This is a genomic window from Aurantimonas endophytica (genome assembly GCF_014196845.1).
GTDB lineage: Bacteria > Pseudomonadota > Alphaproteobacteria > Rhizobiales > Rhizobiaceae > Aurantimonas > Aurantimonas endophytica.
On the sequence record NZ_JACIEM010000002.1, the window covers coordinates 379024 to 403088 of the forward strand.

Sequence of the window (24065 nt, forward strand, 5' to 3'; positions counted from 1 at the left end):
GGCTCAGCCCTCCAGCGTGTCGGCGGCGTCGTGGATCGCCTGCCGGATGCGGACATAGGTCGCGCAGCGGCAGATATTGCCTGTCATCGCGCCGTCGATGTCTTCATCCGTCGGCTTCGGATTGAACTGCAGCAGCGAGACGGCGGACATGATCTGGCCGGACTGGCAATAGCCGCATTGCGGCACGTCGATCGCCCGCCAGGCCGCCTGCACGGCCTCGGCCTCCGGACCTTCCAGACCCTCGATCGTGGTCACGCTGGACCCGTCGACCGTGGAGATCGGGGTCACGCAAGAGCGCAGGGTCATCCCGTCGAGATGCACGGTGCAGGCGCCGCACTGGGCGATGCCGCAGCCGTATTTGGTGCCGGTCAGGCGTTCCGCGTCTCGAATGACCCAGAGCAACGGGGTGTCGGGATCGCCGTCGAACGTCTTTTCCTGGCCGTTGAGCGTGAATGTGACCACGGGAGCCCCCTTTCGGTCGGCTGCAGGGAATGTCGCCGCAAGGCGCGTCCGCTGTGATTGGATTTGTTCCAGTCTAGCCGATGTCCGAAAAACAGCAATGGCTTCAAAGCCCGTTGCTGCCATGCGTAAGGCAGGCTTGCTGTCTCGCAGGCCGGGTTTGGCGCCGCGCTCGCCGGCGAGTCGGGAGACATCCATTGCCGGCCACGAAAAAAGGCCGCCCCCGGAAGGGGACGGCCCGCATGCATGTCGGTAGGTCGGGGTTAGCTGATCTGGTCTTTGACCGCGTCCTTGACCTTGCCGTAGTTCTTCTGGGTCTTGCCTTCGACCTGATCGACTTCGCCTTCGGCCTCAAGCCGCTCGTTGCCGACTGCACGGCCCGCGGCTTCCTTGATCTTGCCGCCGAATTCCTTGGCGCCGCCCTTGATTTCGTTCTTGTCGACCATGGGATCACTCCTTGTCCGATGCCGGCATAGCTGCCTGGCTTGTAGGCGGATAAACGGTTCTTCCGACTTATGGTTCCGGCAAACAGACCGAAGGCTTACCAAAGCAATCCGACGATCTGGGTCACCGCCAGGCCGCATACGAGGATACCGACGGCGCGCAGCAGGATCGTTTCCGACACGTGACGCACGATGTAACCCGCAAAGGGTGCAGCCACGACACCGCCAACGATGAGGCCGAGGACGGCAAGGCCGTGGACCCGCAGGTCGCCCGCCTCTTCCCAGTGGCCGGTGGCAAGGGCGAACACGAACGTGAGCGACACCGACAGGGTGATCAGGAATTCCGCCGCATTGACGCTGCCGATCACAAAGCGCGGCGCCCCACCGGCACCGAGCAGGCCGGAGGTGACGATCGGTCCCCAACCGCCTCCGCCGATGGCATCGAGGAAGCCGCCGCAGGCGGCCAATGGCGCGACGGTGCGCCGTGACACCGGCCGGCTCGGGAACTTCCGGAACGAACGCGACAGCAGATACAGGCCGATCACGCCCAGATAGGCGGCGACATAGGGACGGACGACATCGCCGGAGAGCCCGGTCAGGATGTAGGCGCCGGTGACCCCGCCCAACACGCCGAACGGCACCAGCCGCCAGAACAGCGTCCAGTCGATATTGCGGTGGACGAGATGCGCTGTGCCGGAAGCGGCGGTGGTGAACAGCTCGGCGGCATGGACCGAGGCCGAGGCGGCGGCAGGCGCAACGCCGAAGGACAGCAAGACCGTCGACGAGACGACGCCGTAGGCCATGCCGAGGGCGCCGTCGACGAGCTGGGCGAGGGCGCCGACCGCGAGAAACAGAAGAAAATCGTCCATGAGATACCCGGCAGTTGGTGACGCGCCACAGTAGGCGATTCCCGCTTGCGGGACAGGAAGGAACATCCTGCCGGAGCCCCGCAAGCGACACGCGCTGTGCGTTGTCATCCACTGCCGGAGCCGGGAATTTCTGCAGCGCCAAAACGCGGCGACGGCGTTGCCCGACAAAAAAGGGGCCCGGCGAATGCCGAGCCCCTTTCGATAGTCCGGATGGACCGGTCGGTCGGACTTTAGAAGTCCATGCCGCCCATGCCGCCCATGCCGCCGCCCATGCCGCCCGGCATGCCGCCGCCGGCCGACTCCTTCTTCGGAGCCTCGGAGATCATGGCTTCGGTGGTGACCAGGAGGCCTGCGACCGATGCCGCGTCCTCGAGAGCCGAACGCACGACCTTGACCGGATCGACGATGCCCATCTGGATCATGTCGCCGTACTCGCCGGTCGCGGCGTTGTAGCCGAACGTGACGCTATCGTTGTCGAGGATCTTGCCGACGATGATCGAACCCTCGGCACCGGCGTTGGTGACGATCTGGCGGAGCGGAGCCTGAAGAGCGCGGCGCACGATGGTGATGCCGGCTTCCTGGTCCTGGTTGTTGCCCGTGATCGTCAGCGCGTTGGAAGCGCGCAGCAGAGCCACGCCGCCGCCGGCAACGATGCCTTCTTCGACGGCCGCACGGGTCGCGTTGAGGGCGTCGTCGACGCGATCCTTCTTTTCCTTGACCTCGACCTCGGTCGCACCGCCGACGCGGATGACCGCGACGCCGCCAGCGAGCTTGGCCAGGCGCTCCTGGAGCTTCTCGCGGTCGTAGTCCGAGGTGGTCTCCTCGATCTGCGCCTTGATCTGGCCGACACGGGCCTTGATCTGCTCGGACTCACCGGCGCCGTCGACGACGGTGGTGTTTTCCTTGGTGATCGAGACCTTCTTGGCGCGGCCGAGCATGTCCAGGGTGACGTTCTCAAGCTTGATGCCGAGATCCTCGGAGATGACCTGGCCGCCGGTGAGGACGGCGATGTCCTCGAGCATGGCCTTGCGGCGATCGCCGAAGCCCGGTGCTTTGACGGCAGCGATCTTCAGGCCGCCACGCAGCTTGTTGACGACGAGCGTGGCCAGGGCCTCGCCTTCGACGTCCTCGGCGATGATGACCAGCGGCTTGCCCGACTGGACGACCTGCTCGAGCACCGGCAGCAGCGCCTGCAGGTTCGACAGCTTCTTCTCGTGCAGGAGGATGTAGGCATCCTCGAGCTCGGCGACCATCTTCTCGGCGTTGGTCACGAAGTACGGCGACAGGTAGCCGCGATCGAACTGCATGCCCTCGACGACTTCGAGCTCGGTCTCGGCGGTCTTGGCTTCCTCGACGGTGATGACACCCTCGTTGCCGACCTTCTGCATCGCCGAAGCGATCATCTCGCCGATTTCGCGCTCGCCATTGGCCGAGATCGTGCCGACCTGTGCGACTTCGTCGGAGGTCTCGATCTTGCGGGCCGCGGCGGCCAGCGCCTCGACGACCTTCAGGACGGCCATGTCGATGCCGCGCTTGACGTCCATCGGGTTCATGCCCGCTGCGACGGCCTTGCCGCCTTCGCGAACGATCGCCTGGGCCAGAACCGTGGCGGTCGTGGTGCCGTCGCCGGCCTTGTCGTTGGTCTTCGAGGCCACTTCGCGCACCATCTGGGCGCCCATGTTCTCGAACTTGTCCTCGAGCTCGATCTCCTTGGCGACGGTGACGCCGTCCTTGGTGATGCGGGGCGCGCCGAAGGACTTGTCGATGACGACGTTACGGCCCTTCGGGCCGAGGGTCACCTTCACCGCGTCGGCGAGGATGTCGACGCCGCGCAGCATGCGCTCACGCGCGTCGCGGCCGAATTTTACTTCTTTAGCTGCCATGGTCTTTATTCTCCCGGGCGCGCCATCGAAGGCCGCGCCGTTGTGAATTTCGTGAAGGAAAGGATCCGAGGGTCGCTGGCTTTAGCCGACGACGCCCATGATGTCGGACTCTTTCATGATCAGGAGGTCTTCGCCGTTCAGCTTGACCTCGGTACCGGACCACTTGCCGAAGAGGACGCGGTCGCCGGCCTTGACGTCGAGCGGCACGACCTTGCCAGCTTCGTCGCGGGCGCCGGAGCCGACGGCGACGATCTCGCCTTCCTGGGGCTTCTCCTTGGCCGTATCCGGAATGATGATGCCACCGGCGGTCTTGGCTTCGGACTCCACCCGGCGTACCACGACGCGATCGTGCAGGGGACGGAAGTTCACAGCTGCCATGTTCGTTTGAACCCTTCTTGGACGATACGGCCGGACCCCTGAGGCGTCCGGCTCGAAGCATTTGGCACTCCCCTAGGGAGAGTGCTAACAACCCGGAGATAGTGCGAGCGGGCCCTCCGTGTCAAGCTTCGTGAGCGATCGGGCGCGCGGATCGTGCGAGGCGGCTTCGCCGCATTGGCTTGACCATCCGCCGGCCCGCCTCTATCGCCACCCGATCCCCCAGGAGAGCCGGACTGCCATGGACATGTCGACGAAAAGCCCGGCCCGCCGGATCGATTCCCTCGCGGAAGTCACCGGCGCCTATGACGCAATCTTCTGCGATGTCTGGGGCGTCGTTCACGACGGCCTGACCAAGAAGCGTCCTGCCGAGGCGGCGCTGACGGCGGCGCGGCAGGCGGGGCTCAAGGTGGTGCTGCTGACCAACGCGCCCCGGCCCGCCGCCGCTGTGGCCGGCCAGCTCGATTCCCTGGGTTTCTCGCGCGATGCTTACGACGCCATCGTCACCTCGGGCGACGCCACCGGAGCGCTGCTCGGGGAATTGGGGGGGCCGGTCTTCCACATCGGGCCGGCGCGCGATTTCGATCTCTTCGAGGGACTTTCACTCGACAAGGTCGACGAAGAACGGGCCCATGCCGTGGTCGCGACGGGGCTGTTCGACGACGAGACGGAGACGCCGGCCGACTATGCCGAAATGCTCGCGCGGCTCGCCGCTCGCGACCTGCCGATGGTCTGCGCCAATCCCGACATCGTGGTCAATCGCGGCGACCGGCTGATCTTCTGCGCCGGCGCGCTCGCCCGCGACTACGAAGCGCTCGGCGGCACGGTCCGGCTCGCCGGCAAGCCGCACCGGCCGATCTACGATCTCGCCTCGCGGGTGGTCGGCGGCATCGACCGCTCGCGCATCCTGGCCGTCGGCGACGGGCTGATGACCGACGTTGCCGGGGGCAATCGCTTCGGGATCGACGTCCTCTTGATCACCGAGGGAATCCACGGGGCGGAACTCGGCGGGCCCGACGCTGCGTCCCATACCATTGCGGCGATGCTGGCGGAAAAGGGCCTTGCGGCGAACTACCTGATGGCGGATCTGCAGTGAGCCGAGGCGCGCTGGCGCGACTGTCGTCTGTTGCGGACATGCCGGCCGAATTGGCGGGCGGCGTAGTCGCCGTCGGCAATTTCGACGGGGTGCATCGCGGCCACCAGGCGGTGCTCGCCGCCGCCCGGCAGATGGCCGAAGTCGACCGGCGACCATTGGTCTGCCTGACTTTCGAGCCGCACCCGCGCACCGTCTTCAACCCCGATCGGCCGGTCGCCCGGTTGACGCCTGCCCCGATGAAAGCCCGCCTGATCGAGGCGCTCGGCTTCGACGCGGTGGTCGAGCAGCCCTTCGACCGCGCCTTCGCGGCACTCGATCCCGACCGTTTCGTGAAAGACGTGCTGGTCGAGAGCCTGCAGGCGACTCACGTCGTCGCTGGCTTCGACTTCCATTACGGCGCCAAACGCGGCGGCACACCGGCAACGCTCGCGGCCGCCGGGCGCCACAGCGGCTTCGGCACGACCCTCGTGCCGGCGCTGCTCGATGCCGGCGGCGAAACGGTCTCATCGAGCCGCATCCGCGCGCTGCTGGAGCGCGGCCAGGTGGACGAGGCGGCGTCCCTGTTCGGCTATCGCTGGACGATCCGCGGCACCATCGGCAAAGGCGCGCAGATCGGCCGCACGCTCGGCTACCCGACGGCCAACATGGTTCTCGAGCCGGAGACGCTGCTGGCGCATGGCATCTACGCGGTGCGCCTTCGCCGTGCCGATGGCAGGCTGCATGACGGGGTCGCGAGCTTCGGCCGCCGCCCCACCTTCGACGACGGCGCGGCGCTGTTCGAGACCTTCCTGTTCGACTTCTCCGATGATCTCTATGGCGAGACCGTCGACGTCTCGATCGTTGCCCGTCTGCGGGGGGAGGAGCGCTTCGACAGCGCCGAAGCCCTGGTCGCGCAGATGGACCGGGACAGTCTCGCGGCGAAGACGCTGCTCGCCGCGGTCCGTCCGCTCAGCGATCTTGACCGGGCCATCGCCTTTTGATGCGTTCGTCCCGCTTGTCGTCGTCCGGCGTCGCGTGCCCCAGCATGAGGGCGAACCCGACCTGAACGCCCGCGAATGTCAGGCCGAGCAAGTAAACCAGCAGCGCGAAGGCGAGCAGTCCGATATCGGACGCGCGCAGCACGGTGCCGAAGCGGCCGATATCGGCCAGCGCCAGTATGGAGACGAAGACGGCAGCCGCGGCAAAACCGATCAGGGCATTGCGCAACAGGAAGCGGAGCAGTTCCGGCATGGCGGCCACCGCGTTGGGCGCACGCATCGGCGCCCGCCTGCCATCCCAACTAGGCTCCGCAGGCAGCGCGGCAATCGCGTCTCCGCGGGTGGTCGCCCGGCAGCGATCCGGCATTCTTTCCTTCGCCGCGCGGAGTTGCTAAAGCCAGCCCCATGTTGGGTCCGTGCATATCGCCCGTCGCGAGACGAATTAGCCGCCCGGCCTTCTGATCGGCTCGCCCGAGTCGGGGAAGGACCGGGACGCTTCGCCTGTCCGCGCCTGACACTCCATTTCTCGCGCCGCCTCTTTCGCGCGGCGAACGACACGGTTGAACCGCATCATGTCCGACATCGATACCAAGCCCGGCTCGCAGCCAGCCCCCGCCGACGCCGTCGACTATTCCAAGACGCTTTTCCTGCCCGAGACGGAATTCCCGATGCGGGCTGGCCTGCCGCAGGCCGAGCCCGCCTGGATCGCGCAATGGGACGCGATGGACCTCTACGGCACGCTGCGAAAGGCCTCCGCCGGCCGGCCGAAATACGTGCTGCACGACGGCCCGCCTTACGCCAACGGCAACCTCCACATCGGCCACGCGCTCAACAAGATCCTCAAGGACGTCATCACCCGATCGTTCCAGATGCGCGGCTACGACGCCAATTACGTGCCCGGTTGGGACTGCCACGGCCTGCCGATCGAGTGGAAGATCGAGGAGGCCTACCGCGCCAAGGGCAAGAACAAGGACGAGGTCCCGGTCAACGAATTCCGCCAGGAATGCCGCGAGTTCGCCGCCCACTGGGTCGGCGTGCAGTCCGCCGAATTCCGCCGCCTCGGCGTCGAGGGCGACTTCAAGAACCCGTACCTGACCATGGCCTTCGGGGCGGAGTCGGTGATCGCCGGCGAACTGCTGAAGTTCGCCATGTCCGGCCAGCTCTATCGCGGCTCCAAGCCGGTCATGTGGTCGGTGGTCGAGAAGACGGCGCTCGCCGAGGCCGAGGTCGAATACGCCGACCACGAGAGCGACACGATCTGGGCGAAGTTCCCGATTGTTCCTCAGAATATCGTCGTAGACCGCGTCACCGGGGAGACCTCTCCTGGCGACGCGGAAGCGAGGACCCGACAGGATCTCTGGAATGCCTCGGTCGTCATCTGGACGACGACGCCCTGGACGATCCCCGGCAACCGCGCGATCGCCTTCTCGCCGCGTGTCGCCTACGGCCTCTACGAGGTGACGGCGCCTGACGATGCCGAGAACCCGCGTTGGGCGGCATTCGGCGAAAAGCTTGTGCTCGCCGATGCATTGGCCGCCGACGTCTTCGCCAAGGCGCGCGTCCCGGAAGGGGGCTATCGGCGCGTTGCCGATGTCTCGGCAGTCGATCTCGCTGGCCTCGTCGTTGACCATCCACTCAAGGGCCTCGGCTACACCTTCCCCGTACCGCTGCTCGAGGGCGATCACGTCACCGAGGAGGCGGGCACCGGCTTCGTCCACACCGCGCCCGGCCATGGCCGCGAGGATTTCGACGCCTGGATGGGGGCGCGCCGCGACCTGGAAGCGCGCGGCATCGACACGGCGATCCCCTTCACCGTCGACGACGACGGCTTCTACACGAAGGACGCGCCCGGCTTCGGCCCGGACGCGCCGGAAGGGCCGGCCCGCGTCATCGACGACAAGGGCAAGAAGGGCGACGCCAACAAGCGCATCATCGACGCGCTGATCGCTTCGGGCAACCTCCTCGCCCGCGGCCGGCTGAAGCATTCCTATCCGCACAGCTGGCGATCCAAGAAGCCGGTGATCTTCCGCAACACGCCGCAATGGTTCGTCCACATGGACAAGGACCTCGGCGGCTATGGAATGGGCGGCACCGCAGGATCGGGCGCTGCCCCTCTCCCGAACCGGGAGAGGGTGGATGCGAGCGGCATCGAGCAGCCGGGTGAGGGCGTGAAGGGCGCGGGCTCCAACGAGGATACGCTGCGCGGCCGCGCCCTCCAGGCCATCGAGGAGACCCGTTTCGTGCCGGCCTCGGGCCAGAACCGGCTGCGCGGCATGATCGCCGACCGGCCCGACTGGGTGCTTTCGCGCCAGCGCGCCTGGGGCGTGCCGATCTGCGTCTTCGCTAATACCGACGGCGAGATCCTCAAGGACGAGGCGGTCAACGCCCGCATCCTCGAGGCCTTCAACGAGGAGGGCGCCGATGCCTGGTTCGCCGAGGGCGCCAAGGAGCGCTTCCTCGGCAACGAGCACGACGGGGCCAAGTGGACGATGGTCCGCGACATTCTCGACGTCTGGTTCGACTCGGGCTCGACCCACGCCTTCTGCCTGGAGAAGCGGCCGGACCTGAAATGGCCCGCCGACCTCTATCTGGAAGGCTCCGACCAGCACCGCGGCTGGTTCCACTCCTCGCTGCTGGAAAGCTGTGGCACCCGCGGCCGGGCGCCCTACGACGCCGTCCTCACCCATGGCTTCGTCATGGACGAGGAGGGGCGCAAGATGTCGAAGTCGCTGGGCAACGTCGTGACGCCCCAGGACGTCATCAAGCAGTCCGGCGCCGACATCCTGCGGCTCTGGGTGGTCTCGTCGGACTATTCGGAGGACCTGCGCCTCGGCAAGGCGATCCTGCAGACCAATATCGACTCCTATCGCAAGCTGCGGAACACGCTGCGCTGGATGCTCGGCACGCTTGCCCACGACCGCGGCGACGAGGTGGCGCTCGCAGACATGCCGGAACTCGAGCGGCTGATGCTGCACCGACTGGCCGAACTCGACGAGATCGTCCGCAAGGGCTACGATTCCTTCGACTTCAAGCGCATCAGCCGAACGCTGCTCGACTTCATCGTGGTCGAGCTCTCGGCCTTCTATTTCGACATCCGCAAGGACTCGCTCTATTGCGATCCGCCGTCGGCGGTGCGCCGCAAGGCCTCGCTACAGGTCGTGCGGATCATCTTCGACCGGCTGGTCACCTGGCTCGCGCCGATGCTGCCCTTCACCATGGAGGAGGCCTGGCTGTCGCGCTATCCGCAGGCGCAGTCGGTGCATCTGGAGCAGTTCCGGCCCGCCGATCCCGCCTGGCGCGACGACGCGCTGGCGGCACGCTGGCAGAAGCTGCGCCGCATCCGGCGCGTCGTCATGGGAGCGCTGGAAGAGAAGCGGCGCGACAAGATCATCGGCTCCTCGCTGGAGGCGGCCCCGGTGGTGCATGTCGCGGACGCGGAACTGCGCGCGCTGGCGACTTCGGTCGACTTCGCCGAGATCGCCATCACCAGCGGCCTGACCATCTCGGCCGAGCCCGCGCCGGCGGATGCCTTCACGCTCGCCGATACGCCGGGCATCGCGGTCGTCTTCCACAAGGCCGAGGGACGCAAATGCGCAAGGTCATGGAAGATCACCGACGATGTCGGCTCCGATCCGGAGTACCCGGACGTCACGGCCCGCGACGCCGAGGCGCTGCGCGAGCTCAAGGCGCTCGGATTGCTGTCGGCGGCGTGAATTCATCGAGGCGGGCAGGGTGGGTGACGCCGGCCTTGCTTGCCAAGGTCCGGCGCGCGTCCTAAGACACGGCTCGGAATTTCGCCAGATTTGCCTGTCATGGGCGGGTTTCGATCGTCTGGGTCGAGGGGAATGGGCCCGAGCGAACACTGACCGGCTAGGGGGCCGCAAGCGATGATTTCAGCCACCATGCGAAGGGCAGTCTGCGCCGCGACGCTGCTCGCGGCCGCCCCGGCGCTGACCGGTTGTCTCGGCCCCACCTACGGGACCGGGAAGTCGCAGGGCGAGACCTTGTTCGACGACCTCAACAACGTCGTGTCGCTGGGCGGCAGCAAGACCGGCGAGATCGCCTACAGCCCGCGCCCGGAACTGGTGCGTCCGGAGAATACCTCCGTCCTGCCGGCGCCGCAGCCCACTCGCAACACGACGAGCGACCCCAACTGGCCGGAATCGCCCGAGCAGCGTGCCGCCCGCCGACAGGCGGCCGCATATCAGGGCGACGGCCCCGTGCCCGCCGACATTGCCTCCGCCCGCAAGGAAGGCGTGACTCAGGCCTATCTCGATCGCACGAGGGGCAGCGGCTACGACTTCACCCGTGACGACGATCCGCAGCTCCTGTCGCCGGACGAGTTGAGGGGGCGCGGCGAACTGGTGCGCGAGCGGCTCAAGGCATCGCAGCAGGGCAGCCCAACCCAGCGGCGCTATCTGAGCGAGCCGCCGCTCGACTATCGCAAGCCCGCCGCCTCCGCACCGGTGGGCGAGCCCGGCCTTGACGAGAGCGTCAAGGAGCGCCGTATCCGCGGCGCCAGCAACGACGGCCTCGGCTCGAAGATCCGGAACCTGTTGCCGTTCTGATCCGCACGCCCGCCGTCAGCGCCGCTGCCGGAAGAAATCCCTGAGCAGCGTCGCGCTCGCCGTCTCGGCGATGCCGGAATAGACGTCCGGTGCGTGGTGGCAGGTGGGCTGCGCGAAGAAGCGCGGGCCCGATTCCACCGCGCCGCCCTTGGCATCCACCGCCCCGAAATACAGGCGGCGGATCCGCGCGAAGGAGATCGCCGCGGCGCACATGGCGCAGGGCTCGAGCGTGACATAGAGATCGCAGCCGGTCAGCCGTTCCGAGCCGAGCGCGGCGCAGGCCGCCCGGATCGCCAGCATCTCGGCATGCGCGGTCGGATCGTTGCGAGCGCGGGTCTCGTTGCCTGCTTCGGCCAGCACCACACCGTTCCTGACGATGATCGCGCCGACGGGTGTCTCGTCCCGTTGGGCGGCCAGGCGCGCTGCCGCGACGGCCCGGTCCATGAAATTCGCGCCTGCCACGCTGCGGTTCCTCTCGCTCGTTTGCCGGCGACCTGTTAGAGCACAGCCAAACGCTGGATCGGCGCGTCTGCCGTCGATGGTCCGGACAGCTTCGGCTGTCGCCGTGATTCTCACTGGAGCGGCCAGCCGATCCGATACAACTTTGACCCCGCAGGGATCTGCCGGCCGTGAGGCCGCCAGCAAGGGCGAATACCATGAGCGATACGACGAACGGCGACGACAGGAAAGGCCGCGGCGCCGGCGGCAAGGGCGGCCGTGGCGGGAAGCAAGGCGACGGCCCGCGCCGCCCCGCCGGTGCCAGGCCGGCGGGTGGCAAAGGCCCGGATCGCGGTGAGCGACCCGCGCGTGGAGCGTCCAAAGGCGGCCCGGCACGGCCGCCGCGTGACGGTGACCGGCCGCGCGACAATGATCGGCCGCGCGCCGAGCGCCCCGCGCGCGCCGATGGCGATCGGCCGAAATCCTTCCGTTCCCGCTCCGACGGCGACGCTCCCGCCCGGGGCCGCGACGAAGCACAGGGTGGCAAGCCGCCGTTCAAGCCGCGCAGCCGCGGCATGCTCTCGCATGGCGGCAGTGCCGGCGAAGGTCGCGCCGAGCGGCCGCGCAGCTACGGCCGCCTGCAGCACGACGGACCGAAGGACGAGCGCAAGCCGCGTCCGATGGGCGACGAGCGCAGGCCGCGCACCGCCGGCGGCGCGGGTCGTGACGGCGGATCGAAGCGGCCGCCGCACGCTGCACAAGAAGTCGATGCCACCGGATCGATGCGGATTGCCCGCCGTCTCGCCCGCGCCGGCATCGCCTCGCGCCGCGACGCCGAGGGCATGATCGCCGACGGCCGCGTTCGGGTGAACGGCAAGGTGCTCGACACCCCGGCGCTGGACGTCACCGGCCAGGATATCATCGAGGTGGATGGCTCGCCCTTGCCGGCCATCGAGCGCACGCGCCTCTGGCTGTTCCACAAGCCGGCCGGGACGGTGACCACCAATCGCGATCCGGAAGGCCGGCCCACGGTCTTCGACCGGCTGCCGGGCGACATGCCGCGGGTCCTGTCGATCGGGCGGCTGGACATCAGCACCGAGGGGCTCCTGCTGCTGACCAACGATGGCGGCCTTGCCCGGGTCCTGGAGCTGCCCTCCACCGGCTGGCTGCGGCGCTACCGCGTGCGGGCGCATGGGGCGATCTCCCAGGCCAAGCTCGACGAGCTGCGCCAGGGCATCGCCATCGACGGGGTCTTCTACGGCGCCATCGAGGCGACGCTGGATCGCGAGCAGGGCGCCAATGTCTGGCTGACGCTCGGCCTGCGCGAGGGCAAGAACCGCGAGGTCAAGCGCGTGCTCGGCCATCTCGGCCTCGACGTGAACCGGCTCATCCGCCTGTCCTTCGGGCCGTTCCAGCTGGGCGACCTGAAGGAAGGTGCCGTTCAGGAGATCAAGGGAAAGATGCTGCGCGAGCAGCTGGGCGAGCGGCTGATCGAGGAGGCGGGCGCCGACTTTGAGGCGCCGGTGACCAACGTCTTCTCCAACAAGCCGGTCCAGGCCGAGGAGCCGGGCCCTGATCTCCGCCCCAAGCGCCGCGGCGACTGGGTCTCGGCCAGCGAGACGGCACCGAACAAGAAGAAGGTCCGCGAGGCAAGGCGCGACGACGCGCTCGGCCGGCTCGACACGCGCTCGCCACGCGGCGATCGCGACGACCGATCCGCCCGCAAGCCGGCCGGCGGCCGGCCGGAGCGCGGCGATCGTCCCGGACGTCCCGAGCGAAGTGGCCGCGACGAGGGCGACCGGCGGACGGGCAGCCGTTTCGACGGACCGAAGAAATCCTTCGGCGACCGCGATGCCGGCGACAACGACCGGTCGCCGGCCAAGAAGCCCTTCGGCGAGCCGAAGCGTTCGGCCAATGTCTGGATCGCGCCGGGCGCCCGGCCACTCGGGGCACGCAATGCTCAGGCGGCGCAGAACCGCGCGGCCGGGGAACGGCCGGGCAGCGACCGGCCGCGGGGCGATCGCCCGTCGCGGGGACGCCCGTCGCCCACAGATCCGAGCAAGCGCGCCGGCAAGCCCGGTGGCCGGCCGAAGCCGGGCGGTGCGACGCCGCCGCGGCGTCCCCGGAAGGACTGACGCATGCGCATTGTCGGCGGCGAGTTTCGCGGTCGCCGCCTGGCAACGCCCGCCGGCGACGCGATCCGGCCGACCAGCGACCGCTATCGCGAGACGCTGTTCAACATGCTCGGCCATCGCCCGGGTTTTGTCCTGGACGGGGCACGGGTGCTCGACCTGTTCTCCGGCACCGGCGCGCTGGGAATCGAGGCGCTGTCGCGCGGCGGCCGCTTCTGCCTGTTCGTCGAAGAAAGCGCCGAGGGCCGCGGCCTGATCCGCCAGAATGTCGAGAGCTTCGGCCTGCAGGGCCGTTCGCGGATATTCCGCCGGGACGCGACAAGGCTTGGCCCGCCCGGCACGGTCGAGCCCTTCGACCTGCTCCTGGCCGACCCGCCCTATGGCAGGCGGCTCGGCGAGGCCGCACTCGCCTCGGCGCTGGCAGGCGGCTGGCTGAAGCCCGGCGCCGTCGTGGTGCTCGAGGAGGCCGCGTCGGCGCCGTTCGACGTGCCGCCCGGGCTGCGGCTCGAGGAAGCCCGGGTCATGGGCGAGACGGTGCTGCGGTTCCTCGTCGCGGACGCGGCCGAAGGCGACCTAACTAAACCGTAATTGGCCTCGAATCCTGCGATCCGCCATTATGCGGCTCCCGACCGGGCGACCGCGTCCGGCAGATGCGGACGAGACGCAACAGCGAGGCACTCCCCACCGATGACTGATTTCCCGCGAATGTTTGCCCTGTCGGCGAGCGCGCTCGCCCTTGCGCTGGTCCTGCCGGTCGCACCGGCTGCATGGGCCGAGACGGTTGCGGCGCCGAGGAGCGAGACGGTCGCCCAGCAGCCTGGCGCGACCGAGGCGCCCGAGAGCACGGAAGCCAAGCAGGATGCGGCGCAGGTCTCTTCCTTCACGCTCGATAACGGCCTGCAGGTCGTTGTCCTGCCCGACCACCGTGCGCCGATCGTCACGCAGATGGTCTACTACCGCGTCGGCGCCGCCGACGAGGCGCCTGGGGAGAGCGGCATCGCCCATTTTCTCGAGCATCTGATGTTCAAGGGCACGACCAACCACCCGGCAGGCGAGTTTTCCGGCGCGGTCGCCGATCTCGGCGGGCAGGAGAATGCCTTCACCTCGTCCGACTACACCGGCTACTACCAGCAGGTGCCGGCCGAGGCGCTGCAGATGGTGATGGAATTCGAGGCCGACCGGATGGCGAACCTTGTCCTGTCGGAGGAAGCCGTCCTGCCCGAGCGCGACGTCATCCTCGAGGAGCGACGGATGCGGGTGGACAACGATCCGTCCTCGCAGCTCCAGGAGATCGTCCAGGCGACGATGTTCCTGAACAGCCCCTACGGCACGCCCGTGATCGGCTGGCGCTCGGAGATGGAACAGCTGAGCCGCGACGACGCCATCGCCTTCTACGACAAGTACTATACGCCGAACAACGCCATCCTCCTGGTGGCCGGCGACGTGACCGAGGCAGAGGTGCGCCGGCTTGCCGAGGAGACCTACGGGAAGGTCGAGCGTCGCGCCGAGCCGGGGGAACGGGTTCGCCCCGTCGAGCCGGAGCCGCTGGCGGCGCGGTCGGTGACCCTGAGCGACCCCCGCGTTACCCAGCCCTCGGTGCAGACGCTCTATCTGGTTCCCTCCGATACCACGGCCGAGAACGGCGAAGCCGAAGCGCTCGATCTCCTTTCCGACATCCTGGGCGGCGGCACGACCAGCCGGCTCTACCGATCGCTGATCGTCGACAAGGGCATCGCCGCTCAGACCGGTGCCTATTACGGCGGAACCGCCCTGAAGGAGGGCCAGTTCGCCGTCTACGGCACGCCGCGCGGCGAAGCGAATATCGAGGAAGTCGAGGCGGCGATCGAGGCCGAGATCGCCGATATCGTCGAGAACGGCGTCAACCAGGAAGAGCTCGACCGGGCCAAGAACCGGGTCCGCAAGAACGTCATCTACCTGCGCGACAGCCAGACTGCCATGGCGCGCCGCTACGCCGCGGCGCTTTCGACCGGCCGGACCATCGCGGATGTCGAGGCATGGCCGGAGCGCATCGAGGCGGTGACCGTTGAAGAGGTCAACGCCGTGGCACGCAAATATCTGCAGCCGCAGCGTTCGGTGACCGGCTATCTGCTGCCGGAAGCCTCCGACGATACCCGCTCCTGATGTTCAGCTTCGCCCGAAGGAACAGACCGTTGAAGCCATTCGCCCACACCGTTGCCGTGCTCGGCCTTACGCTGACCACCGCCGTCATCTGCGCGTTCCCCGCCGCCGCCGTCGAGATCGAGGAAGTCACCAGCCCTGGCGGCATCAAGGCGCTGTTGGTCGAGGACTACACCAACCCGCTGATCGCGATGAAGTTCGCCTTCAAGGGTGCGGGCTCGACGCAGGATGTCGACGGCAAGGAAGGTACCGCCAATCTGATGTCGGGCCTGCTCGACGAGGGGGCGGGCGACATCCAGAGCCAGGACTTCCAGGCCCGGCTCGACGATCTCGGCGTTTCCCTCAGCTATGACGCGAGCCTCGACGATTTCTCCGGCAATTTCCGCACCATCACCGAGTTCGGCGACGAGGCCTTCGAGCTCCTGCGCCTGTCGGTGAACCAGCCGCGCTTCGACGAGGAGCCGGTGGCCCGCATCCGGGGCCAGATCGCCGCCGGCATCGTCGCCGACGAAAACGACCCCCAGAAGCTGGCAGGCGAGGCGTTCCGCAACACGGTCTTCGCGGGACACCCCTATTCCCGGCCCAGCGAAGGAACGCTCGAAAGCCTCACGGCGGTTACCGCACCGGACCTCAAGGAGTTCCGCGACCGGACCTTCGCGCGCGACAATCTCTATGTCGGCGTCGTCGGCGCGATCAGCCCGGAAGAGCTGGGTGCCAAGCTCGACGAAGTGTTCGGCGAACTGCCGGAGACGGCCGAACTCAACGATGTGCCGAACACGGAACCGGTGACCGGCAAGACGGTCGCCGTCGAGCTCGCCGTGCCGCAGACGACGATCCAGCTGGCGCTTCCCGGCGTGATGCGGGATGACGACAAGTTCTTCGCCGCCTATCTGGTGAACCACGTGCTCGGCGGTGGCAGCTTCACGTCCCGGCTTTATCAGGAGATCCGCGAGAAGCGCGGCCTTGCCTACGGGGCCGGATCATGGCTCGCGAGCTACGATCACGCGGCACTGCTCGGCATCAACACCGCCACCCGCGCGGACGCCGCCGAGGAGAGCGTCCGGATCATCCGGGAGGAACTGAAGCGCATGGCGGAGGAGGGGCCGACAGAGGAGGAACTCGCCAAGGCCAAGACCTACGTCAAGGGCGCCTATGCCATCCAGAACCTCGACTCCTCCTTGGCTATCGCCTCGACCCTCGTCGGCATCCAGCTCGACGATCTCGGCATCGACTATATCGACCGCCGACAGGAACTCATCGACGCGGTGACGATGGACGAGGTGAAGGAAATGGCGAGGCAGCTTCTGTCCGTCGAGCCTGCGGTCATCACGGTCGGTCCCGCCGGAGCCTGACGCGATGGGCGAATTCGCGCTGGCGCTCGGCGGCGGGGGCGCCCGCGGCATCGCCCATATCCACGTTCTCGAGGCGCTGGACGAGCTCGGCGTGACGCCGAGCCGTATCGTCGGCTCCTCCATCGGCGCCGTCATGGCGGCGGGCTATGCCTCCGGCATGTCGGGTGCCGAAATTCGCGGGTTTGCGCTCGAGACCTTCGCCCGCAAGCGGGAAGTCCTCGCGCGGCTCTGGCGGACCCGCCCCCTCAGCTTCCAGGATTTCGTCGAGGAGGGTGGGTTCCGGCTCGGCCAGCTGAATGCCAGACGGGTCCTAGCCGCCTTCCTGCCCACCGACCTGCCGCCGAATTTCGAGGATTTGCGGATACCGCTCGGGATCATGGCGACGGATTTCTACGAGCGGCTCGAGTGCGAGATCGATTCCGGTGATCTCCTCAGCGCCCTCGCCGCCTCCTGCGCCTTGCCGGCGATCTTTCGGCCGGTCCGCCGCAAGGGCCGCGTCCTGATCGACGGCGGCATCTTCAACCCGTTGCCCTTCGACCGGCTCTGCGACAAGGCCGATATCGTCATCGCGGTCGACGTCAATGGCGGCCCGGAGGGCGATGGCAGCGGCCTGCCGACGCCTATGGAGGCGATGTTCGGTGCGACGCAGCTGATGATGCAGTCGATCATCGACACCAAGCTCAAGCTCCGTGCGCCGGACCTGCTGCTGCGCCCGCCCGTCGATCATTACCGCGTCCTCGACTTCCTGCTGACACGGCAGATCCTCGAAGAGACCGCATCCTTCAAGGAGGACGCCAAGCGGGCTATCGACCGGCTGCTCGGCAGGGCGGGACGGCACGCCGAGGCACAGGAACCAGGCGGCCAGACAGCGGCGTAGTCCGGCATCGCACGACCGGAACTGCCTGTCGCAATCTATTCATAGCCTGGACCGTGTAAAACCCGGAACGTCGGGCTCTCCCGCCGGTTGTTCTCCTGTCCCAACTGGAGAATTTCCCATGTTCATGCGCGTAGACAAGCTGCAGGCCGAGTTGCCTGCGCCGAAACGGGCAGACCCCAATGCCGCTGCGGCTCTGCAGGAGCTGCTCGGCGGCAAGTACGGCGAGATGTCGACCCTCGGGAACTACATGTTCCAGAGCTTCAACTTTCGCTCCAAGGAAAAGCTGAAGCCCTTCTACAGCCTGGTCGCTTCGATCACCGCCGAAGAGCTCGGCCATGTCGAGCTGGTCTCGAACGGCGTCGCCATGCTGAACAATGGCCCCGACAAGAAGGACGGCGACGTCGGCGACGGCGGCGACATCTCCGGCGCGCCCTTCGAGGACATGAAGGACATCCGCCTCGCGGCCGCCTTCCTGTCCGGTGGCGGCGGCTCGATGCCGGTCAATTCGAACGGCGTTTCCTGGAACAACGACTTCATCACCACGACGGGCAATGTCGTCGTCGACCTGCTCCACAACTTCCATCTCGAATGCGGCGCGCGGCTGCACAAGCTGCGGGTCTACGAGACACTGACGGATCCGACCGGCCGCGAGGTCTGCGGCTATCTGCTGGTGCGCGGCTCGGTCCACGCCCATGCCTATGCCCTGGCGCTGGAGAAGATCACCGGCGTGAAGATCAAGGACTTCCTACCCACGCCGAACATCCCGCTCGGCAAGATCCCCGAATGCCAGAAGTATCTCGACGAGGGGTCGCATCGCCGGCTCTATACGTTCAGCCCGGGCGACTACAAGGAAATGGCCGGCATCTGGGGCAATGGCGAAGTCGCCCTGCCGGACGATCCGCAGGGCGAACTGGAAGTCGTCGACGGCATGCCGGAAGGCGGCAAGATCCACCAGCTGACGGGCGTGCCTTCGGCCTTCACGCCGGACTATGCGCCGGAGGAAATGTTCGAGATCGCCCAGAAGCTCTACAAGAAGTCGCGCTGACACGGTTATGGCGGGGCCTTCGGGCCCCGCTGCTCATGTCACGGCAGGTTCACGGTCCGGGCTGCCATGCTTGCCGAAGGCATGGCGGGGCACCGGGCACGTCATTCGGCCTGCCGCGCCACTTCTTCCAGGAACCGCATCAGCCCCGTCTCGACCCGCGTCAGACCTTCCCGCTGCCGGCCCTTCAAGAGATCCTTCGGCAGCCGTTCGGCCTCGAAAGCCTCGACGATCTCCGGGTGGACGTAGGACGAGCGCGCAACCGCCGGTGTATTGCGCAGCACCTGCGAAACCGAGCGCATCGCCTTGGCGACGGCACGCTTGCGCTTGGAGTCGGTATCGGCGCCCTCGGTTTCCTCGATCAGATAGCGCAGCGCCTCGGCGGAGCCGTGGAAGGTGCGGAAATCCTTCGCCGAGATGCGCGCCTGCGCGGCTTCCCGCAGATACTCGTTGAGCAGGTTGGCGGTCAGCTCGCGCTGCTTCTTCTTCGCATCCGGGAACCTGAACAGGCGCTGCCCCTTGCCTTCGCGCACGCGCTGCAGCGAACGCACGAGCGCCTTGTCGGCGATCTCGATGCGATTCTCCTTGTTGGATTTGCCGACGAACTTCAACACCGCCACCTTCTTGACGATGCGCAGGTTCTGTTTGCGCAGCGAGGCGACGCCGCGGCCGCCGTCCTCGGCGTATTTCTCGTGTCCGGGGCGCATGGCCGCCACGTCGATGAGCCGCGTCGCGACGGCGGAGGTGCTGAGCCGGTCGACCGTGCGGCGGCGCAGATCCTTGGCGATCCGGCGCCGCAGTCGCGGCAGGGCGCGCCCGAAGCGCAGCAGCCGCTCGGTCTTGACGGCATTGCGGACGTTTACCCAATCGTCGTGGTAGCGATATTGCAGCCGGCCTTTCTCGTCACGGCCGATCGCCTGGATGTGGCCGTTCTCCTCGACGCAGATCCGCACGTTGGTCCAGGCCGGCGGGATGACCAGCGCCTTGATGCGCGCCTTCAAGCGCTTGTCGATCACCTTCTCGCCGCTGCTGAAGCACACCTTGTGACCCTTGCCGCTGCGGCGCCGCTCGATCGCGAACAGCTCAGGGTCCACCATTGTCAGACCGAAGCGTTCGGCATGTTGGGCAAGTTTCAGGTTCATGGAAGGCGCGTACCAGGACCGGAATGGTCATCGCGTGAACGCCGCCCAAAACGCCATGGTTCCTGGCTGTTCCGCGCCGTTTCGTTGGCCGGGCGTGAGGGCGCGGCCGCTCCGGTCAGTCCGGCCGCGGCTTGTAGTCGGTGAGATGCTTCAGCGAAAAGCGCCGAACCCGTCGCCGACGGCGCGAGAGGTTGCCCATTTCCTCCGATTGTCGCGGTTCATCGTTGTCCGGCAGCGGCTTGGCCGGTGAGGCTATCTGCCGCGGCTTGATCAGCGGCTCGGGTGTCACCGGTCGAGTCGTCATCATGTCGTTGCCGGCATAGAGGCCCTCGACCTCCTGCAGCTTCAGCCGTTCGATGTCGCGCGCTCGCACGTCCTCGACGATGCGTTCCGCCAGCGAGTCGTCGATGCCGAGCCCGGTCAGCGTCTCGCCGCCGAAGACCAGAGCCGATTCCACCGTCTCGCGGATCTCGAAGTCCACCCCGCGCGCCCGCAGCGACAGCGCGTGGGCACGGTCGTACGAACGCACGTAGAGGCTGACATTGGGGAACTCGGATCGAATCAGATCAACAATGCGGTCCGTGGTTTCCCGCTTGTTGGTGCAGACGGCGACGAGTCGCGCCTTGCGGATGCCGGCAGCCTCCAGCACCTCCTTGCGCATCCCGGAGCCGAAATAGATGCGGAAGCCGAAAAGCGTGGCGTTGCGAATGCGCTCGGCCGAGGAATCGAGGATGGTCACGTCGATGCCGCTGGACAGCAGTACCTGGGCGACGATCTGGCCGAAGCGCGAGAAGCCGATCATCAGGACCTCCGAGCCGGCGCCGTCGAAGTTCTCCTCGAGGGTCTCCGCCTCGCTCTCGCGCGTCGCGAGCTGGCCGAGATAGGTGGCCAGCGGTGTCAGCGCCATCGAGAGGGTGATGATGGCGATGAGGAGCGAGGCGGTCTCGACCGAGAAGATCCCCACCGCGGTGGCAGCACTGAACAGTACGAACCCGAACTCGCCGGCCTGGGCCAGCAACGCCGATACCCGGGCCGCCGTCGCATGCGACTCGCCGGAAGCTCGAGCCAGGCCGTAGAGCAGGGCAGCCTTGACGATCATCAGGAGCGGCGTCGCGACGAGGATCGCGAGCCAGTATTCGATGATGCCCGCTATATCCACCGACAGGCCGACGCCGATGAAGAACAGGCCGAGCAGCAATCCGCGGAACGGCTCGATATTGGCTTCCAGCTCGTGCCGGTAGGTGGATTCGGCCAGCAGCACGCCGGCGATGAACGCGCCCATCGCCATCGAGAAGCCGGCAGCCGCCATCAGCAGCGCCGATCCGAGGACGACGAGCAGGGCCGCCCCGAGCATGACTTCGCGCGCACCGGACGTCGCGACGATGCGGAACAGTGGGTTGAGGCAGTAGCGTCCGACGAGGACGAGGGCGACGACGGCGCCGATCGACATCGCGACCCGCACGGGATCGAAGCCGGCCCCCTGCGCGAACGGCGCCAGGAACGGCAAAACCGCGAGCAGGGGCACCACCGCCAGATCCTGGAACAATAGTACCGAGAAACTGGTCTCGCCGTGGCGGGTGTTGGTCTCGCCCGCCTCTTCGAGCAGCTGCAGCCCGAAGGCCGTGGACGACAGAGCAAGACCGAAGCCGATCACGATGGCCGCTTGCCAGGCCGACATGAAGGCGTAGGCCGCCGCGCCGAGCACCAGTCCCGTCACCAGCACCTGCGCGAGGCCCACCCCGAAGATCTGCCGACGCAGCGCCCAGAGACGGCCTGCCTTCAGCTCCAGCCCGATGATGAACAGGAGGAATACGACCCCCAATTCCCCGACGTGGAGGACTTCCTCGCCGTCCAGTACGAGCCGCAGCACCGGGCCCATGACGATGCCGGCGGCGAGATAGCCGAGCACGGTTCCCAGTCCGATCCACTTGAACAGCGTCGCAGCGACGATGCCGCCGCCGAGAAGGATCAAGATCTCCAGGAAGAGGGGTGTGGATGCTTCCAAGCGGGTGCTCGTAAAGGCGCGGGTGGGGGGCGACCGAGGGGCCGCTGTCGCAACCCCGCATCTTGATGGGCGTCGCGTCGCACAATAGATGGTCTCCAGACGAAAACCAGCAGGCACAATCATGGACAATGACACGGCGCGGCTCCTGACGGTCGCCGAGCGGCTCATCGAGACCGCGCGAAAGGCCGGAGCGGACGCGAGCGACGTGGCCGTGATGCGCTCTTTCGGCCGCTCCGCGTCGGTACGCCTCGGCAAGGTCGAGGATACCGAAAGCGCCGAGAGCGAAGGGATCGCCCTCCGGGTGTTCGTCGGGCGCCGCGTCGCCACCGTTTCGGCAGACATCGCCGCCGACATCGAGCGCTTGGCCGAGCGGGCCGTCGCCATGGCCAAGGTGTCGCCGGAGGATGCCTTCGCCGGTCTCGCCGATCCCGCGCGACTCGCCAGGGACGATCTCGACCTCGATCTTTACGATCCGACGGACATCGCTGCACCCGATATGGTCGACCAGGCAATGGCCATGGAAGATGCGGCCCGTGCCGTCGCCGGCGTGACGAACTCCGGCGGTGCCTCGGTCTCCGCCGGTGCTTCGGGGCTGGTGCTGGCGACCTCCACCGGCTTTGCCGGGCAGCGGATGCGTTCCGGCTTCTCCCGCTCGGTCAGCGTCATCGCCGGCGAGGGCGTCGGCATGCAGCGCGACTATGATTTCGACTCGCGAATCCACGCCGCCGATCTTGATATACCCGCCGCGATCGGCCGGCGCGCCGGCGAGCGGACCGTTCGCCGCCTCGCTCCCGGCAAGGTGCCGACCGGGCGCTACCCGGTGATCTTCGATCCGCGCATCGCCCGCGGTCTGATCGGCAGCCTCGTCTCTGCGATCAATGGCGCGGCGATCGCCCGCGGCACCAGCTTCCTCAAGGACCGGATGGGCTCGGCGGTACTGCCCGCCTCCTTCACCGTCACCGACGAGCCGCTGCTGCGGCGCCGGCCGGGGTCGCGGCCCTTCGACGGCGAGGGCGTGCGTGGCGAGACGCTCAGCCTGGTGCGCGACGGCATTCTCGAAAACTGGATCCTCGACTCGGCGACGGCTCGCGAACTCGGACTTGAGACCAATGGCAGGGCCTCGCGCTCGGCGGGCGGTGTCTCCCCCTCTTCCAGCAACGTGATCGTCTCCCCCGGAACGATGACGCCGGGCGAACTCGTCCGCGACACCTTCTCGGGACTCTACATCGACGAACTGATCGGCCATGGTGCCGACCTCGTCACCGGCGACTACAGCCGTGGCGCCTCGGGTTACCTGATCGAGAATGGAGAGATCACCACCCCGGTCTCGGAAATGACGATCGCCGGCAATCTGAAGGACATGCTGCTGTCGCTGACCGCCGCCAACGATCGCGACGAACGCTTCTCGATCGTGGCACCGACGCTTCGGATCGATTCGATGACCGTGGCAGGGCGGTGATTTGACCGGCTTCTCCGAAGACCTGGCGCTGATCAGCGGGGCGGCGAAGGCCGCGGGCGACCTTGCCATGCGATATTTCCGGCAGGATCCCAAGGTCTGGTGGAAGGAAGGCAACTCGCCGGTCAGCGAGGCCGACTACGCCGTCGATGCACTGCTGAAGCAGACCCTGCTGGACGCGCGGCCCGACTATGGCTGGCTGTCGGAGGAGATGGTGTCCGCCGACATGCGCGACGTCGGGTCGGCGCGCTTCTTCGTGGTGGATCCGATCGACGGCACGAGGGCCTTCCTGCGCGGCGAGGACACCTGGTGCGTCTCGGTGGCGGTGGTTGAGAACGGGCGGCCCGTCGCCGGCGTGATCGCGGCGACCGCGCTGGGCGAGCATTTCGAGGTGACGGCCGACACGCCGACGCGGATGAACGGTGCCGTCTGCGCGGTTTCCTCACCCGGCCCGGAAGATGCCCTCCGGCTTGCGGTTCCCGACAGCATGCGCAAGCGTCTGCACGAAGCGGCCGGGAGCACGGTGCTTCTCGAGAAGGCCGTACCGTCGCTGGCCTATCGCCTGGCGCTCGTCGCCTCGGGCCGGATCGACGGCACGCTCGTGCGTCCGCGTGCCAACGACTGGGACATCGCCGCCGCCGACTTGCTGATCGAGCGGGCAGGCGGGCTCTTGTCCGATCGACATGGCGACGCCAGCCTTTACAGAAGCCATGGCAAGAGGCATGGCCTGTTGATCGCGTCGTCGCTGAGTGCCCGAGATCGGGTGCGCCGGCTCGCAGGCGTGATACCGGATCGAACCGAAGAGACCTGAG

Annotated in this window: 21 protein-coding genes; 12 read left to right on the plus strand and 9 right to left on the minus strand. The window is 67.5% G+C overall.

The window, feature by feature from the left end; all coding sequences use genetic code 11:
* Positions 1-3: 3 nt before the first annotated feature.
* The 5 genes from GGR03_RS09505 to groES form a co-directional block, all read right to left on the minus strand.
* Positions 4-462, minus strand: a complete 459-nt coding sequence (locus GGR03_RS09505) for a (2Fe-2S)-binding protein (protein ID WP_183207392.1) — start codon at positions 460-462, stop codon at positions 4-6.
* A gap of 260 nt (positions 463-722) precedes the next feature.
* Positions 723-905: a CsbD family protein gene (locus GGR03_RS09510; RefSeq protein ID WP_183207393.1), complete on the minus strand. Its 183-nt coding sequence runs from the start codon at positions 903-905 to the stop codon at positions 723-725.
* Between the two features lie 95 nt (positions 906-1000).
* Positions 1001-1771 carry a sulfite exporter TauE/SafE family protein gene (locus GGR03_RS09515; protein ID WP_183207394.1) on the minus strand — a complete coding sequence of 257 codons (771 nt, stop codon included), beginning with the start codon at positions 1769-1771 and terminating at the stop codon, positions 1001-1003.
* Positions 1772-2001: 230 nt separating this feature from the next.
* Complete coding sequence (gene groL, locus GGR03_RS09520; protein WP_183207395.1) at positions 2002-3654, minus strand: chaperonin GroEL; 1653 nt, start codon at positions 3652-3654, stop codon at positions 2002-2004.
* 81 nt (positions 3655-3735) lie between these two features.
* Positions 3736-4032, minus strand: coding sequence for a co-chaperone GroES (gene groES, locus GGR03_RS09525; RefSeq protein ID WP_163042826.1), 297 nt, complete (start codon positions 4030-4032; stop codon positions 3736-3738).
* Between the two features lie 238 nt (positions 4033-4270).
* On the opposite strand from groES, the gene GGR03_RS09530 reads away from it, so the two are divergent.
* Both GGR03_RS09530 and GGR03_RS09535 read left to right on the plus strand, forming a co-directional pair.
* Positions 4271-5125: a TIGR01459 family HAD-type hydrolase gene (locus GGR03_RS09530; RefSeq protein ID WP_183207396.1), complete on the plus strand. Its 855-nt coding sequence runs from the start codon at positions 4271-4273 to the stop codon at positions 5123-5125.
* On the plus strand, positions 5122-6105 hold the full coding sequence (locus GGR03_RS09535; RefSeq protein WP_183207397.1) for a bifunctional riboflavin kinase/FAD synthetase: 984 nt from the start codon (positions 5122-5124) through the stop codon (positions 6103-6105). Before GGR03_RS09530 ends, GGR03_RS09535 begins: the two co-directional genes overlap by 4 nt.
* Here GGR03_RS09535 and GGR03_RS09540 read toward each other — a convergent pair.
* Positions 6074-6382, minus strand: a complete 309-nt coding sequence (locus tag GGR03_RS09540) for a hypothetical protein (RefSeq protein ID WP_183207398.1) — start codon at positions 6380-6382, stop codon at positions 6074-6076. The two genes, GGR03_RS09535 and GGR03_RS09540, sit on opposite strands and share 32 nt — an antisense overlap.
* A gap of 292 nt (positions 6383-6674) precedes the next feature.
* Here GGR03_RS09540 and ileS point away from each other — a divergent pair, with 292 nt between their 5' ends.
* On the plus strand, positions 6675-9815 hold the full coding sequence (gene ileS, locus GGR03_RS09545) for an isoleucine--tRNA ligase (RefSeq protein ID WP_183207399.1): 3141 nt from the start codon (positions 6675-6677) through the stop codon (positions 9813-9815).
* Between the two features lie 174 nt (positions 9816-9989).
* The gene (locus GGR03_RS09550; RefSeq protein WP_183207400.1) at positions 9990-10670 is read left to right on the plus strand and encodes a hypothetical protein; all 681 of its coding nucleotides are present in this window, start codon (positions 9990-9992) and stop codon (positions 10668-10670) included.
* A 15-nt stretch (positions 10671-10685) separates the two neighbouring features.
* Here GGR03_RS09550 and GGR03_RS09555 read toward each other — a convergent pair whose 3' ends face one another.
* The gene (locus GGR03_RS09555; protein ID WP_183207984.1) at positions 10686-11114 is read right to left on the minus strand and encodes a nucleoside deaminase; all 429 of its coding nucleotides are present in this window, start codon (positions 11112-11114) and stop codon (positions 10686-10688) included.
* 674 nt (positions 11115-11788) lie between these two features.
* Here GGR03_RS09555 and GGR03_RS09560 point away from each other — a divergent pair.
* The 6 genes from GGR03_RS09560 to GGR03_RS09585 all read left to right on the plus strand — a co-directional run bounded on the left by GGR03_RS09560 (position 11789) and on the right by GGR03_RS09585 (position 18653).
* Entirely contained in the window at positions 11789-13243 is a 1455-nt protein-coding gene (locus tag GGR03_RS09560; protein WP_425486709.1) for a pseudouridine synthase, read from the plus strand.
* Positions 13244-13246: 3 nt separating this feature from the next.
* Positions 13247-13828 carry a 16S rRNA (guanine(966)-N(2))-methyltransferase RsmD gene (rsmD, locus tag GGR03_RS09565; protein WP_183207402.1) on the plus strand — a complete coding sequence of 194 codons (582 nt, stop codon included), beginning with the start codon at positions 13247-13249 and terminating at the stop codon, positions 13826-13828.
* A gap of 99 nt (positions 13829-13927) precedes the next feature.
* Positions 13928-15382 carry a M16 family metallopeptidase gene (locus GGR03_RS09570; protein ID WP_246367775.1) on the plus strand — a complete coding sequence of 485 codons (1455 nt, stop codon included), beginning with the start codon at positions 13928-13930 and terminating at the stop codon, positions 15380-15382.
* Positions 15382-16731, plus strand: coding sequence for a M16 family metallopeptidase (locus tag GGR03_RS09575; protein ID WP_183207403.1), 1350 nt, complete (start codon positions 15382-15384; stop codon positions 16729-16731). The genes GGR03_RS09570 and GGR03_RS09575 overlap by 1 nt, the downstream gene beginning before the upstream one ends.
* Positions 16732-16735: 4 nt before the next feature.
* Positions 16736-17608, plus strand: a complete 873-nt coding sequence (locus GGR03_RS09580; RefSeq protein ID WP_183207404.1) for a patatin-like phospholipase family protein — start codon at positions 16736-16738, stop codon at positions 17606-17608.
* A 118-nt stretch (positions 17609-17726) separates the two neighbouring features.
* On the plus strand, positions 17727-18653 hold the full coding sequence (locus tag GGR03_RS09585; RefSeq protein ID WP_183207405.1) for a manganese catalase family protein: 927 nt from the start codon (positions 17727-17729) through the stop codon (positions 18651-18653).
* Between the two features lie 101 nt (positions 18654-18754).
* Here the strand turns inward: GGR03_RS09585 and GGR03_RS09590 are convergent, their stop codons facing one another.
* Positions 18755-19792, minus strand: coding sequence for a DNA topoisomerase IB (locus GGR03_RS09590; protein ID WP_183207406.1), 1038 nt, complete (start codon positions 19790-19792; stop codon positions 18755-18757).
* A gap of 115 nt (positions 19793-19907) precedes the next feature.
* Positions 19908-21797, minus strand: a complete 1890-nt coding sequence (locus GGR03_RS09595; RefSeq protein WP_246367779.1) for a monovalent cation:proton antiporter-2 (CPA2) family protein — start codon at positions 21795-21797, stop codon at positions 19908-19910.
* A 121-nt stretch (positions 21798-21918) separates the two neighbouring features.
* On the opposite strand from GGR03_RS09595, the gene GGR03_RS09600 reads away from it, so the two are divergent.
* A complete protein-coding gene (locus GGR03_RS09600) occupies positions 21919-23256 on the plus strand; it encodes a TldD/PmbA family protein (protein ID WP_183207407.1) in 1338 nt (445 codons plus the stop codon).
* Position 23257: 1 nt separating this feature from the next.
* Positions 23258-24064: a 3'(2'),5'-bisphosphate nucleotidase CysQ gene (locus tag GGR03_RS09605; protein ID WP_246367781.1), complete on the plus strand. Its 807-nt coding sequence runs from the start codon at positions 23258-23260 to the stop codon at positions 24062-24064.
* The last annotated feature ends 1 nt before the right edge of the window (position 24065 follow it).

Excerpts from the sequence above, each read along its gene's own strand:
- GGR03_RS09510 (WP_183207393.1), bottom strand. The coding sequence starts at position 905 with ATGGTCGACAAGAACGAAATCAAGGGCGGCGCCAAGGAATTCGGCGGC.
- GGR03_RS09515 (WP_183207394.1), bottom strand. The coding sequence starts at position 1,771 with ATGGACGATTTTCTTCTGTTTCTCGCGGTCGGCGCCCTCGCCCAGCTC.
- groL (WP_183207395.1), bottom strand. The coding sequence starts at position 3,654 with ATGGCAGCTAAAGAAGTAAAATTCGGCCGCGACGCGCGTGAGCGCATG.
- groES (WP_163042826.1), bottom strand. The coding sequence starts at position 4,032 with ATGGCAGCTGTGAACTTCCGTCCCCTGCACGATCGCGTCGTGGTACGC.
- GGR03_RS09530 (WP_183207396.1), top strand. The coding sequence starts at position 4,271 with ATGGACATGTCGACGAAAAGCCCGGCCCGCCGGATCGATTCCCTCGCG.
- GGR03_RS09540 (WP_183207398.1), bottom strand. The coding sequence starts at position 6,382 with ATGCGTGCGCCCAACGCGGTGGCCGCCATGCCGGAACTGCTCCGCTTC.
- ileS (WP_183207399.1), top strand. The coding sequence starts at position 6,675 with ATGTCCGACATCGATACCAAGCCCGGCTCGCAGCCAGCCCCCGCCGAC.
- GGR03_RS09550 (WP_183207400.1), top strand. The coding sequence starts at position 9,990 with ATGATTTCAGCCACCATGCGAAGGGCAGTCTGCGCCGCGACGCTGCTC.
- GGR03_RS09555 (WP_183207984.1), bottom strand. The coding sequence starts at position 11,114 with ATGGACCGGGCCGTCGCGGCAGCGCGCCTGGCCGCCCAACGGGACGAG.
- GGR03_RS09560 (WP_425486709.1), top strand. The coding sequence starts at position 11,789 with ATGGGCGACGAGCGCAGGCCGCGCACCGCCGGCGGCGCGGGTCGTGAC.
- rsmD (WP_183207402.1), top strand. The coding sequence starts at position 13,247 with ATGCGCATTGTCGGCGGCGAGTTTCGCGGTCGCCGCCTGGCAACGCCC.
- GGR03_RS09570 (WP_246367775.1), top strand. The coding sequence starts at position 13,928 with ATGACTGATTTCCCGCGAATGTTTGCCCTGTCGGCGAGCGCGCTCGCC.
- GGR03_RS09575 (WP_183207403.1), top strand. The coding sequence starts at position 15,382 with ATGTTCAGCTTCGCCCGAAGGAACAGACCGTTGAAGCCATTCGCCCAC.
- GGR03_RS09580 (WP_183207404.1), top strand. The coding sequence starts at position 16,736 with ATGGGCGAATTCGCGCTGGCGCTCGGCGGCGGGGGCGCCCGCGGCATC.
- GGR03_RS09585 (WP_183207405.1), top strand. The coding sequence starts at position 17,727 with ATGTTCATGCGCGTAGACAAGCTGCAGGCCGAGTTGCCTGCGCCGAAA.
- GGR03_RS09590 (WP_183207406.1), bottom strand. The coding sequence starts at position 19,792 with ATGAACCTGAAACTTGCCCAACATGCCGAACGCTTCGGTCTGACAATG.
- GGR03_RS09600 (WP_183207407.1), top strand. The coding sequence starts at position 21,919 with ATGGACAATGACACGGCGCGGCTCCTGACGGTCGCCGAGCGGCTCATC.